The sequence below is a fragment of the Pantoea sp. F_5 genome (assembly GCF_008631595.1).
Classification (GTDB): domain Bacteria; phylum Pseudomonadota; class Gammaproteobacteria; order Enterobacterales; family Enterobacteriaceae; genus Pantoea; species Pantoea gossypiicola.
This window is the reverse complement of record NZ_VWUO01000010.1, coordinates 1-12,589: the sequence shown is the minus strand read 5'-3', so window position 1 is coordinate 12,589 and position 12,589 is coordinate 1. Positions and strand designations below refer to the sequence as shown.

The window sequence follows — 12,589 nt, the reverse complement described above, 5'->3', positions numbered from 1 at the left end:
GAAGGGGAATCTCAGGGTGTCGAATTCATTACCGTGCATCAGATTACTATTCTGCTTTCAGGAGGTGTTTAATCAATGAGTAACAAGCTTTTGTCTGTAAAACTACAGAGCGATATTCTCAGGGCATTATCCGTTTTTCATCCTCACCCAATGACTACCAGGCAGTATCAGAGCTGCTTCGATGATGTCGATGAGTTCAGGATGCTTGCTAATATTGAAGAACTCATACACCAGGGTTTAGTTCATCAGGAAGCCATAAGATGTTGTGATGGGGAGCAGTTTTTATGCCTTAACCGATTAAGGCTTGAGAGTGGAGGATATGCTTTAGCATCTGCCTAGCAATTTTACTGACCATTTATCTAAGGCTGTTTAGCTTAAAATAATTTACTCCCAAAAATGGAGACGTTAATATGAGAACAGAAATGGAAAAATTATCTAACTTTCTAAAAAACACTGAAATCCGCGATTATTCTTTTAGAGACGGCACCGACCTGTCACAGTACAATTTAATTAGCGCCGATGGTAACGCTGCCATTAAAAATGATATTTTAATTGTAAAAAAATGGGACAGGCTAACCATTACTAATCTAACTCCAGATTCAATAGTTATACTTACACTCAGAAACGCAAAGTGTTCAGGTCACTGCTTCGTTAATCCAAACTCAGTACAATTCATAACATTCGGTCCGGTGGATGATGAAGACGTAACATTAGTTGTTCCTGTCAATTCTGCCGGTCATATAAATATTGATGTCCCTCCAGTGTCTGATTTAGAATTCTCCGGTTATCGTTTAGTAATTAATGAGATAGCCAACAAGAAGCCGTTCACAAAACTCGAAGTTAATAAATTACAACAACTACTAAGTAAAGTAATTGTATAAAATTCTTTGAGTGCTGGTTAACCGGAATATATTATGATGATGCTCAATTTTCGTTCATGGCTTCCGGTTAACAGCTCCCATAGCTTGACTTGTCATCAGTCAACTTTTTTCGCCTTCGCCTCTCCGCTTAAGCCTTGATTTAAAATTCATTTAATCATTTGAGTTTATATTTTTATCGCTGCGGTGAATCCCCCTATGCGGCGGGGCTTAAGCTGAAAGTGCAGAATACTAAGCGGGTCGGTCTGGCTTTGCCGATCTACCGGGAGGCACCCGGCACCGCAGCATCCGGCCCCTTAGCTCAGTGGTCAGAGCGCGCGACTCATAATCGCCCGGTCGCTGGTTCAAATCCAGCAGGGGCCACCATGCCGATTTAGCTCAGATGGCAGAGCAGCTGATTCGTAATCAGCAGGTCACCGGTTCAATTCCGGTAATCGGCACCATTTCGCGGCCATCGTATAATGGCATTACTTCAGATTCCCAAGCTGATGATGCGGGTTCGATTCCCGCTGGCCGCTCCATCAGAGCCAATCTATTAACCACATTCCTACACAACCAATGCTCAACACTCGCCTTCTCAATGTGCGTCATTGACTAACTGTTGCTTTCAAATGATCTAAAATCCGCAAAAAAGTGATTTCACATGGAGTGGCAATGAAAACCAGTTTTTCTGACAAATCCCAGTGGGGTATTCTCGAATATCTTTTCCGTATTTATCCGCGGACGATGAGTGAAGATGAAGTCCGCAAAGAATTCGGCAATCCTCATAACAAAGGTCTGGTCTCTAACGTCAGGCAATTAATCTCAGAAGGCAGCATAGAAAAGACTGCGATAGTTAAAATCATGGGAAGGGATGCTGTTTCAGCTACAGGGCTCAGAATCACCCGTGATGGCACAAGACTGGTCAGAAAATCTCTGAACAATAACTGACCAAAATCCTATATTTTACTTCATAAATAAATCGAGCGAAGATATGAAATGGTTTAACGTGATGACCTGTCTGGTCATGCTTACTGCCTGTAGTTCCGCCCCTATGAAATATGAAAGCTCTGCAGACCGTTACTGCCATCTACAGGGCGGAACCCTGTCTTATGAAAAACGACTTTTTGGTAGAACCGGATACTGCATCCTGCCTGATGGCACTAAGATTGAGCACCGGCGTTTATACCTTAAAAATCGTGTACTGCCTTGAGGTTAGACATTACCACAGCATAAGAGCAATCTGATGATAGATTGCATAAAGCAACACTATATAAAGGCAAAACCACCCTGCCGCCAACATTTTGAACGAGCTTTTTTTCATGAGTTAAACCTACGAAAACATGCAGTCTGCATACCATGCGAAGAAAAACCATATGAATATGCAATAGGTCATAACGCACAGAGTCAGTGTTAACATTATCCTATTTAGCCTGAGCGCTTATCAACACAATTAAAACAGCATTGCAATTTTTTCCAGCCAAACAGGAATTTTTAACTCCCGTTTCAAATACTGAGCATAAATTGATATTTATCAAAAAATAAAAATCATAAAACTTATTCGTTTATCCATGGTTGCACTTCCATAAACCATAATCCCTTTCGTGAGAGCGACCTCACGACACATCTGTATAAGTTCAATGCTAATTGCATCGGTATTCGGTGACGCCCATTATTCCGGGCGTTTTTTTTCAAGTTTGTATGCTGTCTCGTGATGTTGTGTTGCTTTGAGGCAATTCCTGTTTATCCTCGTGCTGACCATGCCTCAGTGGCTGCCAACGATTTAAAGCGCTTCGTTGGTAGCCTTCTTTTATTTCTCCCTTCGAACCACATAAAGGACTATCTGTAATGAATGAGCCAAGGCTTTTTCAATACAGGAAACTCCGCAAAGGATTGAGCCATGCCTGAAAACACCAACAAACTCGAATCTATCCAGGCTCTTCGTGGCCTTGCCGCCATGCTGGTGGTTATGTTTCATTTTAGAACAGATTTAGCATCATATTTTCCTCTGGCTAGCTGGATTTTTGCTCAGGGTGCAATCGGGGTTGACCTGTTTTTTATGATAAGTGGATTTATTGTTTATTATGTTACGGTAAACGAAAGTGGCGGACTTAAATCCTCAACTGTTTTTTTCACAAAGAGACTTTGCCGTATTGTTCCACCATATGTCATTGCGACAATTTTTATAGCAGGTAACTCATGGGATAAATGGTATTTAGCTCTGCATGCCTTCACTTTCCTTCCTGCTGACATTACGCAACCCGCCCCCTTTTTCGGTTACCCGCGACTATTTGTTGGCTGGTCGCTTAACTATGAATTCGTTTTTTATAGCATCTGTTCTTTCTCCTTGATTTTTCGAAAGTATAAGTACTTTATTATCACATTAATTATTTCTTGCTCTGTCTTATTTCCTTTCATCACCCATGGTTATGGCTTTTTATTGCCGAAAATTAACTATGGCTATCACGGATACCTAGCATTAATAACTAACGGGATGATGTTAGAGTTTTTAGCAGGTCTGATTGTCGGATACATTGCAATCAACTTCAGACTATATTACTCAAGAATAGTTGGCAGGGCAGCTGTATCACTAGCCGCCCTATATTTTACATATATTGCTTTAAGCTTCGGCAGCAATCCAGGAAACGGTAATTATGATTTCTTTTCAGCCTCTTTTTTCTTAATACTTACACTTACCAGTTATGAATATCAGTATGGAATCAAAGCTCCTAAACTTTTAATCTCGATTGGCACTTTATCGTTTTCTGTTTATTTGATGCATCCACACGGCTTATCAATAGCCAGAAAAATTATAGCCCGCCACTATCACGGTTTACATTCAGGCCTGATAGCATTTTTGTTAGCACTGACCCTTACGGTTTTATTTTCGCTTATATTCTATAAACTCTTTGAAACTAATCTTTGCAACCTCATAAGAAATAAACTCATTGCCAAATGTAACAAGCAAGCACTTTTATAAGATAAGTTAGGCCGTTAGAAATGGCGGCAACTTTAAGTTACGGGCTTGCTCGGCCACGCGATCAGGCCCAATGATCCTTCGTCACTAATGTTGCTGAGGTCTAGTGATTTCAGCGCTTTAGTGTAGGCCATCCACTCAATCAGGCTTGCTTTGTCCTCGTCGCTGATCATGCCCAGTTGTAATTCTGTTCGCCAATCGGCTGTTACCTCACTGGCAGTGGTTAGCAAGTTCTGGCGCTGTTGCTCACCCCTCGCCTGCCAGTTAATCGCGGGTTCTGTTAAAACAGGTCTGCCACTGTCATCTGCTGCGATAATTTTACCACTAGCCTGCCCGTCAAAAAGTGTTTTATATTCATCAACCGAAACCATAACCGCATCTGTGGGCCACCCGTTTGCAGATGCCTCATAAATATCCCGATCGCATTCACGATAAAAACCGCCAGTCAGGGCACTATAATAATATAGCTCGTCCATTTAATTAAACTCCGTAGGCAATGTAACGAACATACTGCGTTCGATCCATATTTCGTGAGGCGTTGGTGTCCACCAGAACGTGCGCGCCAGCGGTAGATAGGTTTTGGAATGCAGCGCAGGCAACATATCCAGCCGATGACGCCTGGTCTGCAGCGTTGCCAGTAATAGACACAACACCGTTTGGAAATGTCAGTGGAAATGAAAACGAGGCACTGCCTGTACTGCCCGAAACAGGCACAGCAACCGTTCCTGCCTGAATTATCAATCCTGTTGCTGAGTCCTTCCACCATCCACCGCCAGGACTGCCTGTATTTTTTAGCTGAAAATTCGGCAGCACCCATCCGCTATTATTGTTATTAATACCTGCCGAAATCTGACCCGCAATCCAGTTATTCAGGAACCCGCCCCACACCGAGCCGTAAATGTTGCCATCAGTCGCAATATACGCTCCACCGGCATAAACCGAGCCGGGCGATCTGATTGTGCCGTCATTACGGAACTGGAATGACTGTATGCTGCTGTAACCGTCAAAAAGGATTTCAGCAAAGGCATAATTACTGACGACCTCGACTATCCTGAAGGCAACAGAGCCACCATCTTTAAAGTCACCGTCTCCGCCCCGGCCCTTCATGCAGGAGCGAAAAAGCGGCCCGTAAAGCGACTGGCCTGAAGCACCGTCTTTTACTGAAGAGATGACTGATAGACTGGCTTCTTCATTAAGTGCGCCACCGCTCATTGGAACGGCACCAGCCTGGGCTGCAGTGGGTGGATTCTGAGTGGTAAAAAACTCGCCTACATCTGTCGAGTCCACTGTACCGTGAAATTTAGAATCACCACCCCAGTCAATATAAATGTGGTGATTACCGGATGAGTGCAGCCCGCCATTGGCCTGAACTGCATTCCAGTTACCGACCTTATCGAGCGAAAGGGCTTTCCGGGCTTTAGCAGTGTCGGTCAGATCGGACAGGTTTTTATCCGCATTCAGATAACGCTTGTCCAGATTTGCCACCGGAAACAGCGCCAGCCAGTCGCCGGCATCGGCTGCCGGTTCGGTGGCGGTTTCCTTCTGTGCCCGCCAGACGACGCCGCCGTTAACCACCACTGCGCCCGCCGGCCACGTGCCCGCCGCCCAGTCGGGTAGTGCGTTTTGCAGCAGCCACTGGATAGCCTCATCGGTGCGTTTCTGCAGGGCGTTAAACCACTCCATCGGCGGGATGCCGTTCGTCGGGTCGGTCACTTTATTGCCGCTCCCGTCCTTACCGTCGGTCGTTACCCCCCAGCCGCGTGATATTGCCGGGAAGTCCAGCACCTCGCCCTCATTTGCTCCTGAGGCGAATACTTCCCCGTCGGGTCGTTTTCCTGTTGCCATACTTTTATTTCTCCACAAAGGTGTAATTCATGCCTGACGCGCGTGGCAGCACGTCCAGCGATTTCGCGCAGAACAGCACAAAGGCCTCCGTACCGGTGGTGGTTATCTGCCAGTGACACGGCCCCATCACATCAACCTGACAGCGCTCAGCGCCAAACAGCAGTTCGCAGGCGCGCTCCAGGTCGTCCAGCGTGCAGCCTGAGAAGTTTTTGATGCATCTCGCCCGGATGAGCGTGCGCATTTCGGTGTCAGTCAGCGTGGCAGATGCGCTGGTGGTGTCACCGTGACGGTACCAGGGCGAACCACCCGCATTACCAGTCTGAAAGCCCCGCGTATCCGGATATCCTTTAAAGGCAAAAAATTCCCGCGCCACCGCGCCGTTAAGCACGCGGTCCTGCCCCGTTATTTTCCCGATGATGCCGAGGTTCACCCCGCCGGCATGCTCAATGTCGAGCATGTCCGGGACCGACAGCGCCCCGGTGAATGACCGCGCCATGTCATCGGCCAGCGCCTGAATGGTGGCCCGGGCTTTCGGTTTCGTGACGTACTGTGAAATGAGGAGGTCTGCATAGCCTGTCATGAGCTGGTGTCCTCAATAACCTGCACGGTGATGCCCGTCGTCAGAAACCGGGCCTTTTCACGGGCACCGATCGCGACCGACAGTACGTCCGCCGGCGTATTGCCGTAGCGCGCCAGCAGCACCTCGCGCACGAAGACGCCGGTGACGCTACCCGCCGCCGCGCTCACGTCTGACCGGTAAACCCAGTCACCCGTTTTATACGCCAGCCCCACGATAGCCGCCTTCACGGTGTCTTCATCCACGTGCGTGAAGTTTTCGCGGCGTCCGATTTTGATGATGGCGGATATATCTACCGCCGCGGGCCGGTCAAAGGCTATCGGCACGGTTTTACCGCTGCGGCGGGTCACGTCCACCGATACCGCGCCCTGCAGGCCCGTTCCCGGCCAGTTATCATAGATGGCCTTTGCCACGGCTGCGTTGTCCCCGCCCTCGACGATATAGTTCACCGTATGCGGTGCCACGCCGTCGGCGTCGGTCTCATCGGTCCGGTTCTCCAGCGCCACCGCGTCGGTAACGCCCGTCAGTCCCGCGATGTCACCCAGCGTGCCGTCAACGCAGTTCGACGAGGCCCGCGCGCGCGACTTATAAAACCGCGCCAGCAGCTCCGGATCGGTCTCTTCATTTTCGCCCGGCGTGGCCGCCACGGTCGTCGTGGCCGAGTCCCAGCCGGCAGTCACCGTCACGATGGAGAGCTTAGTTCCGGCGTCCACGCTGAACTGGCCTGCCTCAGTTGAGCGGAAGTCCGCTTTTACCGTGCCGTCCGCCCCGAACGTGGTATCCGTCTGCGTTACCCACTGCGTGCCGCCCCCGCTCACCGTCGCCCCGGCCGGTACCCTTTTTCCGGCAGTGCCGCCAAGCAGCACATCCTGAATGACTGAATAAGACGCGCCGCGCCGCGTCAGCCCGGCAAAGGCCACCTTCTGCTCCAGCCAGGTGCCGGTGGCGTTATCCGGATCGTTCGCCTGCACCACCGTCTCGATGACGCCCTCAATGTCCGCGCGCATCTGGGCAAAAATGCCGATCATCTGCCCGTCCGGATCGTCAGGGTCCGTCAGGATGTCGTCGCCATAGATGCTCTTAAACTTCGTCACAAGGCCGGAAAAAATGTCGTCGAGCCGGTCGGCGATATACCCCTGGTCCGTCAGCGTTCCCATCAGATTGTTACCTCGCTTTCTGTCCCGTAAATATCGGTAAACGTCGCCGCCACGGTCAGCTTTCTCGTCGCCGGCACGTACTGCGAATCAAACGCCGTCAGCGCCTTCACCCCGTCAGTCTGCAGAATGCAGCTGCGGATATCAGACTCCAGCTTCACGCGCGTGCCCCGCCGTGCCATGCTGCCGGACCAGTCCAGGCCGTGCTCCAGATCCAGAAACCAGTCCTGCTTCAGCGACAGCAGCCGGGTTTTCACCTTCTGCCGCACGCACTCAGACTTGCTGGCGTAGGATGCGCGGCCCCGCCCGAACGTCCAGTCACCCTCTCCGTCAGTCCGTCGTGTCCTCATGCCTGCGCCTCCGAGGTCTGCCCGTTCTGGCTGTCGGTGTGGTGGTGTGATTTGCTGCCGATGCCGTCAACCGTCACGTCACCGCCGGTGACTTCAACCGATCCGGTAATCTTCGCCGCGGCCCCGCTGCCGCCACTGGCCGACAGGCCGCCGTTCATCGCAGCGGCCCCGGTCACCGTCAGCGTGTCATCTATCGTGACGGGCTTCATAAATTCGGCTTCGCAGTGAACCGTCAGCTTTGCGCCATCGATGTCAACGTTGCCGCCGGTGTCGATGGACACATATCCGGTGCCCTCAAGCTGACGCATCACGATGGCGTCGTTGCGGAAACTGCCGATAGCCCGTGTGAGGCTGGAAAAACCGGGCAGAAATCCGCCGTCGCCCCAGTCGTGCTGGCGGTGCTCGGCCGCCTGGCTCACCTGCCCGCTGCTGAACCAGTTATCGATACAGCGATCGGCAAACAGCACCCAGCCCTCATCGCCGGGCTTCACGGGGAAGGTGAAGGCGAAGCCCCCGCCACGCGGAAACTTGACCGGCACGTCGGCCAGCACCGTCGGCGTGATGGCATCGCCGTTCTCATCCGTGCCGGCAATGGCCGGCTGCAGCGTCACCGTCTGACGTTTATCATCAAACGCCGTCACGATGGCGGGCATGGCCACGCGCAGGCGAGCGGATAAATCATCCGCCGCCGCTGCCATGACCGAATCCAGCGAGGCCGTGTCCCGGCTAAGCGTGCTCATCTTTTTTCTTCCTCTTTTTCAGCTTCTTCGCCTGCTTAAATTTCCCGTTCACCAGCGTCAGCCGTGATCCCCAGCGGGACGCGTGCGTGTCGCCCTCTGATTTCACCGCCACCACCTTGTAGTCGCCGTTGTAGTCCGCCACGATCGACTCAACCCGCACCAGCGAGCCCACGGTGATTTCCGGGCGCAGCAGGCAGGACACCTCCAGACCGCGATCGGTGGGTTTCGGGCTGCCCAGCATGCCGCCGGATTCGTTCAGCAGCGCTCCCTCACCCGGCAGGCAGTAATCCGGGTGCAGCACGTGCAGTTCCCCGTTCTGGATCATCCAGTCCGCTCCGTAATGGTTCGCCACCTGCGTCATCACGTGCCGGGCCGGGCCGTAACAGACCTTCGCACGCGTAAACGTCACGTCAGCCGGCAGGCCGATATTTCCCGGCGTGATGCCGGTCATTTCCCCCGCGCAGTGTGCAATCGCATCCTCATGCGTGCTGCCCGCCGCCAGCGTCACGTTCACAAACGCATCCCGGTACGCGGTAGCACCGTCGTCGCAGGTCAGCTCAAGAATAAAGTCCAGCCCCTCGCGGACAACCGCAGGCTTCGTGATCTGCCCGGCGTACAGCACCCGGCAGTTCTCCAGTGACCCGTAGCCGACCGCCAGCGCGACCTGCTTAAACTCGCCGCCGGTCACCTGATGCCGGTGTGAAGGGGTCAGGTTCCAGACGCGGAGCGTGGCCTTGTTGGGCGTTTTGTCGTGGGTGTGGGAAATGCTGAAGGCGATGCGGAGGTTGTTAATCTGAATGGATTCTTTACTGTTGCCGATCGTCAGAATGTACTGACGGCCATACTGCTTAATCGCTGTCATTGCTCCTGTCCATCAGGTAAAGAATGCAGCGGCTGCCCATGTCGCTGCCGCCGTAAGGGTTCAGCGCATTGCCGCTGCTGTCGTACAGGTAAAGCCAGAACGGCAGGCGGGTGCGCTTCAGCACCGGCACGCCGCAGACCAGGGCATAGCCGCTGATGAGGGCCTTATTAGTACCGGCGTCAGAAATATCCACCAGCCACTGCCCGCCAGGCGGTACCGGGTTATAACGCAGGCTCAGCTGATACCTGGTGCTGCCGACCGTGACCTTCAGGGTCTGGTACGGATCGCTGCTGACCGCGAGTCTGTAAAATGTTGCCATGCCCGTTCTCCGGCTCACATGAAAAAAGCCCGCACTGCGTAAACAGTCGGGACTTTGTTTTTTGCAAATTGCTTCAACGCTTAATCGGTGGCGTATGTCCGCCGGCAGGTTTCCCCTAATTTTCAATACCCAACGCGGCGGCCTGCTCCTTCAGTTCCGGCGGCAGGTCTGCCTGCTGAAGCTGCTGATTACCTTTATCCACCGCCTTTGCGGCCTGTTTTGCGGTGCGCCCGCCGGTTTTACCCTGTGAGGGAATCTTTAAACCTCTGGCCGTCTGCGTGGTCGTGATAAATATCTCACGACATTTCAGACTGAATACTGCTGATCCGGTGCGGGTGAACTTTACGTCCACATTCAGCAGCAGGCACTGATCGTAGCTCGCCGTCTGCGTGGTAATGGCGATCGGGGTAGCGGACTGCTGCATGCTGCGCAGTGCCTTCAGCGCATCGGCAACACGCTGATCGCTGGTCGCCAGGTCCGCTGAATCCGTGTCCAGCAGGGACGGCAGCCAGGGTGCCAGCGCCCGCTGGCCGGATGAACCACCCACCAGCGAACTGGCCGCAGACGCCACCTGGTCCAGCACCCGGTTTGCCAGGCTGACGCCCTGCGCGGTAAGGCTTTTGATTTCGCCCGGGATGGGCAGGTCGTCGATAAAATCCGGCTCACGGACATAATTATCCTCCGCCAGCTGATTAAACAGCGTGTCCGTCGGATCGAAGTCCACCATGATGCCGGTGATTTCAAAAGGTCGTGGCGTCAGTATCGCGTGATCGGAAATCTGCGAGCCGGACTCGACCGGGTTATCTGTGACTTTAAGCTCAGAGTGGTGGCTTTCCTCCGTCACCACGTCGAAAACAAAGGTGCCGATTCTGGTTGTGACCGCTGCGTCGCTCAATATCGCCTTCCTCCGGTACCGTGATTTTCCATTGATGAGGCCAGCCCGCTGTTTGCCTCACGCAGCCCCGCCGCAAAACCGGCAGCGTCCTGGGTATAAACGTTGACCGGGCCGTGAATGTTCACAGAGTGATCGTCTTTATGCTCAACCGGCGTGGTTTTCTCTCCCGGTTTATCAGTGGCGGCAGAGTCATGAGTACTGAACTTTTTACCTGCAGCACAGGATGCCGCTGTGGCCGGATCGGCTTTTACCGGGCCGGATGGCAGGGTGAAATAATCACGGTAGGCTGCCGGGCGATTCGCCTTCGTCCACTGCGCAATCTGCCCCAGCGTCCAGTCGGGATGCGCGGCCTTCAGCGTTTTAAGGTAATCACCGCTGCCCTGCCGGTGCTTCTGAGCGGCATCATCTTTTGCCACCTCATCATCCATGTATCTGCCGACACCGCCCTGATGCGCCTTCTGCTTGTCGGCAAGTTCTTTCTTTTCTGCGTCCGACAGTTCAGGGGCAAGACCAATAGAGGACAGCGCCTGGCGTCCTTTCAAAGTGCCGATGTCCATATAGTCCAGCCAGTAGCGGAACCAGGCCATCATGCGGGTAATGCCATGCTCAAAGGCGCTGAAAAAATCGTTCAGATATCCTTTATCCAGAATGCCGAGCTTAAACTCGTCCCACTTTTTAATCAGGGAGGCAATGCCCGCGATCGCCCCGACGACGCCCACCGCTATCAGCCCCGGCAGCAGGGCCAGCGGATCAATCAGCGCGGTCAGTGCCGCCACAACGGCTTCGCCGTCGCGGACCAGCTCAAGTGCCGCCGCCACATCACGGAATCCGCCGGCAAGTTTTGCCACCAGGCCGATGATGGTTGTCCATTTCGACACGAGAAAAATGCTGGCGAGAAGGAATTCAACGCTGTGCACACTGCCAAACCACTGACTGAATTTTTCAGCCACCAGCCCGGTCAGCCGGATAGCCTCCGCCACGATTTTCACAATCAGCGTCAGGATCTGACTGATGCCCGCCAGCATCTCGTGCGCATCGGGTGATTTCGCCCAGGCTTCCCACTGGGTGATCATACTGAATAGCTCATCTTCCAGCGCGGCAAATACGTGGTTGTCCATCACCTGCATCTGGAAGGTCTGCCAGTCGTTGCCCCAGCGTGCAATCAAGCCCGTCATGGTTTTAGCGTGTTTATCCATGGTACCGCCGAAGCGGTCGTCAAGAATTTTAGTCAGCTGCTCAATAGTTTTATTCGCATCGCTGATATCCAGCTTGATGGGTATTGTCTGGCCTTCCCTGTTGATGTAGGAGCCGTGATAGGACGTTTCGCCGCCTTTACTGCTCCTGTGCAGCTTGATCCCGGCCTGGGCAATCGCACCGCCCATGGCATAGCGGCCTTCCAGCAGTTCGCCGACGTCTTTACCCAGCATGTAGCCGATCCCCGGCATGGCGGCCATGGTATCGCCCATTGCCTTCATGGCGGCAACAGTCGGCTCAACGCCGTTATTTTTCAGCGACAGGAAGGCCTCTTTCGCTGCGTCCAGCCCCATTACCGGGTTGACGCGTGCAAAATTAACCAGCCAGTGAAACTTCTGCTCACCCTCTGCCGCCGTGGTGTAAAGCGACTCGAAGGTGACCTTCATGTCCTCCATTTCTTTCGCTGTGCGGATAAATTCACCGCCGACCTCTTTTGCCATCTCCGCCCCCTTTTCCAGCGCGTGGGAGAGCAGGTTGGCCGCCGTGATGGTGCTGAGCAGGGAATGGCGGGTGCTTTCACCGTGGTCGCCGATACGCTGCAGCTGCTCGTCAAACGCCTGGCCGCCGCGCAGGTCGGCCTGAAAACCCAGCGCATAGAGAAATTCGTCGATAAGGGCCATATTAGTTCCAGAAGTAAAAATCCGCCTTCATAGAAGGCGGCTTTGTTTTCCGCCCCATAGGGGCGTACTAAGTTCGGACTCTTAGAGCCCTCTCTTCACACCTCATGAAGCGACAGTTGTTTATCTTCAACTTCATGCT

14 protein-coding genes and 3 tRNA genes are annotated in these 12,589 nt (G+C 53.0%); 7 read left to right on the top strand and 10 right to left on the bottom strand.

The window, feature by feature from the left end; all coding sequences use genetic code 11:
• Positions 1-410 precede the first annotated feature (410 nt).
• From F3I44_RS14330 to F3I44_RS14300, 7 genes are all read left to right on the top strand, one after another.
• A complete protein-coding gene (locus tag F3I44_RS14330) occupies positions 411-881 on the top strand; it encodes a hypothetical protein (RefSeq protein ID WP_150019454.1) in 471 nt (156 codons plus the stop codon).
• 287 nt (positions 882-1,168) lie between these two features.
• A tRNA-Ile gene (locus tag F3I44_RS14325) sits at positions 1,169-1,244 on the top strand.
• 1 nt (position 1,245) lies between these two features.
• Positions 1,246-1,321 (top strand) — tRNA-Thr (locus tag F3I44_RS14320).
• Positions 1,322-1,325: 4 nt separating this feature from the next.
• Positions 1,326-1,399: transfer RNA gene (locus tag F3I44_RS14315), tRNA-Gly, on the top strand.
• 133 nt (positions 1,400-1,532) lie between these two features.
• The gene (locus F3I44_RS14310; RefSeq protein ID WP_150019453.1) at positions 1,533-1,808 is read left to right on the top strand and encodes a hypothetical protein; all 276 of its coding nucleotides are present in this window, start codon (positions 1,533-1,535) and stop codon (positions 1,806-1,808) included.
• 43 nt (positions 1,809-1,851) lie between these two features.
• Complete coding sequence (locus F3I44_RS24270; RefSeq protein WP_150016064.1) at positions 1,852-2,070, top strand: DUF333 domain-containing protein; 219 nt, start codon at positions 1,852-1,854, stop codon at positions 2,068-2,070.
• A 687-nt stretch (positions 2,071-2,757) separates the two neighbouring features.
• Positions 2,758-3,837, top strand: coding sequence for an acyltransferase (locus F3I44_RS14300; RefSeq protein ID WP_150016063.1), 1,080 nt, complete (start codon positions 2,758-2,760; stop codon positions 3,835-3,837).
• Positions 3,838-3,869: 32 nt separating this feature from the next.
• Here the strand turns inward: F3I44_RS14300 and F3I44_RS14295 are convergent, their stop codons facing one another.
• The 10 genes from F3I44_RS14295 to F3I44_RS14250 all read right to left on the bottom strand — a co-directional run bounded on the left by F3I44_RS14295 (position 3,870) and on the right by F3I44_RS14250 (position 12,450).
• Positions 3,870-4,310, bottom strand: a complete 441-nt coding sequence (locus F3I44_RS14295; protein ID WP_150016062.1) for a tail fiber assembly protein — start codon at positions 4,308-4,310, stop codon at positions 3,870-3,872.
• A gap of 4 nt (positions 4,311-4,314) precedes the next feature.
• On the bottom strand, positions 4,315-5,679 hold the full coding sequence (locus F3I44_RS14290) for a hypothetical protein (RefSeq protein WP_150019452.1): 1,365 nt from the start codon (positions 5,677-5,679) through the stop codon (positions 4,315-4,317).
• Between the two features lie 4 nt (positions 5,680-5,683).
• Positions 5,684-6,259, bottom strand: coding sequence for a DUF2612 domain-containing protein (locus tag F3I44_RS14285; RefSeq protein WP_150019451.1), 576 nt, complete (start codon positions 6,257-6,259; stop codon positions 5,684-5,686).
• The gene (locus F3I44_RS14280) at positions 6,256-7,413 is read right to left on the bottom strand and encodes a baseplate J/gp47 family protein (protein WP_150016028.1); all 1,158 of its coding nucleotides are present in this window, start codon (positions 7,411-7,413) and stop codon (positions 6,256-6,258) included. The genes F3I44_RS14285 and F3I44_RS14280 overlap by 4 nt, the downstream gene beginning before the upstream one ends.
• The gene (locus F3I44_RS14275) at positions 7,413-7,760 is read right to left on the bottom strand and encodes a hypothetical protein (RefSeq protein ID WP_150019450.1); all 348 of its coding nucleotides are present in this window, start codon (positions 7,758-7,760) and stop codon (positions 7,413-7,415) included. Before F3I44_RS14275 ends, F3I44_RS14280 begins: the two co-directional genes overlap by 1 nt.
• Complete coding sequence (locus F3I44_RS14270) at positions 7,757-8,500, bottom strand: Gp138 family membrane-puncturing spike protein (RefSeq protein WP_150019449.1); 744 nt, start codon at positions 8,498-8,500, stop codon at positions 7,757-7,759. Before F3I44_RS14270 ends, F3I44_RS14275 begins: the two co-directional genes overlap by 4 nt.
• Complete coding sequence (locus F3I44_RS14265) at positions 8,487-9,362, bottom strand: hypothetical protein (RefSeq protein ID WP_150019448.1); 876 nt, start codon at positions 9,360-9,362, stop codon at positions 8,487-8,489. The genes F3I44_RS14270 and F3I44_RS14265 overlap by 14 nt, the downstream gene beginning before the upstream one ends.
• Positions 9,349-9,681 (bottom strand): hypothetical protein, encoded by a 333-nt coding sequence (locus F3I44_RS14260; protein ID WP_150016032.1) that lies wholly within the window; start codon positions 9,679-9,681, stop codon positions 9,349-9,351. Before F3I44_RS14260 ends, F3I44_RS14265 begins: the two co-directional genes overlap by 14 nt.
• 115 nt (positions 9,682-9,796) lie before the next feature.
• The gene (locus tag F3I44_RS14255) at positions 9,797-10,576 is read right to left on the bottom strand and encodes a phage baseplate protein (RefSeq protein ID WP_150016033.1); all 780 of its coding nucleotides are present in this window, start codon (positions 10,574-10,576) and stop codon (positions 9,797-9,799) included.
• A complete protein-coding gene (locus F3I44_RS14250) occupies positions 10,573-12,450 on the bottom strand; it encodes a hypothetical protein (protein ID WP_150019447.1) in 1,878 nt (625 codons plus the stop codon). Before F3I44_RS14250 ends, F3I44_RS14255 begins: the two co-directional genes overlap by 4 nt.
• Positions 12,451-12,589: the final 139 nt, after the last annotated feature.

Excerpts from the sequence above, each read along its gene's own strand:
- F3I44_RS14300 (WP_150016063.1), top strand. The coding sequence starts at position 2,758 with ATGCCTGAAAACACCAACAAACTCGAATCTATCCAGGCTCTTCGTGGC.
- F3I44_RS14280 (WP_150016028.1), bottom strand. The coding sequence starts at position 7,413 with ATGGGAACGCTGACGGACCAGGGGTATATCGCCGACCGGCTCGACGAC.
- F3I44_RS14260 (WP_150016032.1), bottom strand. The coding sequence starts at position 9,681 with ATGGCAACATTTTACAGACTCGCGGTCAGCAGCGATCCGTACCAGACC.
- F3I44_RS14275 (WP_150019450.1), bottom strand. The coding sequence starts at position 7,760 with ATGAGGACACGACGGACTGACGGAGAGGGTGACTGGACGTTCGGGCGG.
- F3I44_RS14330 (WP_150019454.1), top strand. The coding sequence starts at position 411 with ATGAGAACAGAAATGGAAAAATTATCTAACTTTCTAAAAAACACTGAA.
- F3I44_RS14290 (WP_150019452.1), bottom strand. The coding sequence starts at position 5,679 with ATGGCAACAGGAAAACGACCCGACGGGGAAGTATTCGCCTCAGGAGCA.
- F3I44_RS14265 (WP_150019448.1), bottom strand. The coding sequence starts at position 9,362 with ATGACAGCGATTAAGCAGTATGGCCGTCAGTACATTCTGACGATCGGC.
- F3I44_RS14250 (WP_150019447.1), bottom strand. The coding sequence starts at position 12,450 with ATGGCCCTTATCGACGAATTTCTCTATGCGCTGGGTTTTCAGGCCGAC.
- F3I44_RS14270 (WP_150019449.1), bottom strand. The coding sequence starts at position 8,500 with ATGAGCACGCTTAGCCGGGACACGGCCTCGCTGGATTCGGTCATGGCA.
- F3I44_RS24270 (WP_150016064.1), top strand. The coding sequence starts at position 1,852 with ATGAAATGGTTTAACGTGATGACCTGTCTGGTCATGCTTACTGCCTGT.
- F3I44_RS14310 (WP_150019453.1), top strand. The coding sequence starts at position 1,533 with ATGAAAACCAGTTTTTCTGACAAATCCCAGTGGGGTATTCTCGAATAT.
- F3I44_RS14285 (WP_150019451.1), bottom strand. The coding sequence starts at position 6,259 with ATGACAGGCTATGCAGACCTCCTCATTTCACAGTACGTCACGAAACCG.
- F3I44_RS14295 (WP_150016062.1), bottom strand. The coding sequence starts at position 4,310 with ATGGACGAGCTATATTATTATAGTGCCCTGACTGGCGGTTTTTATCGT.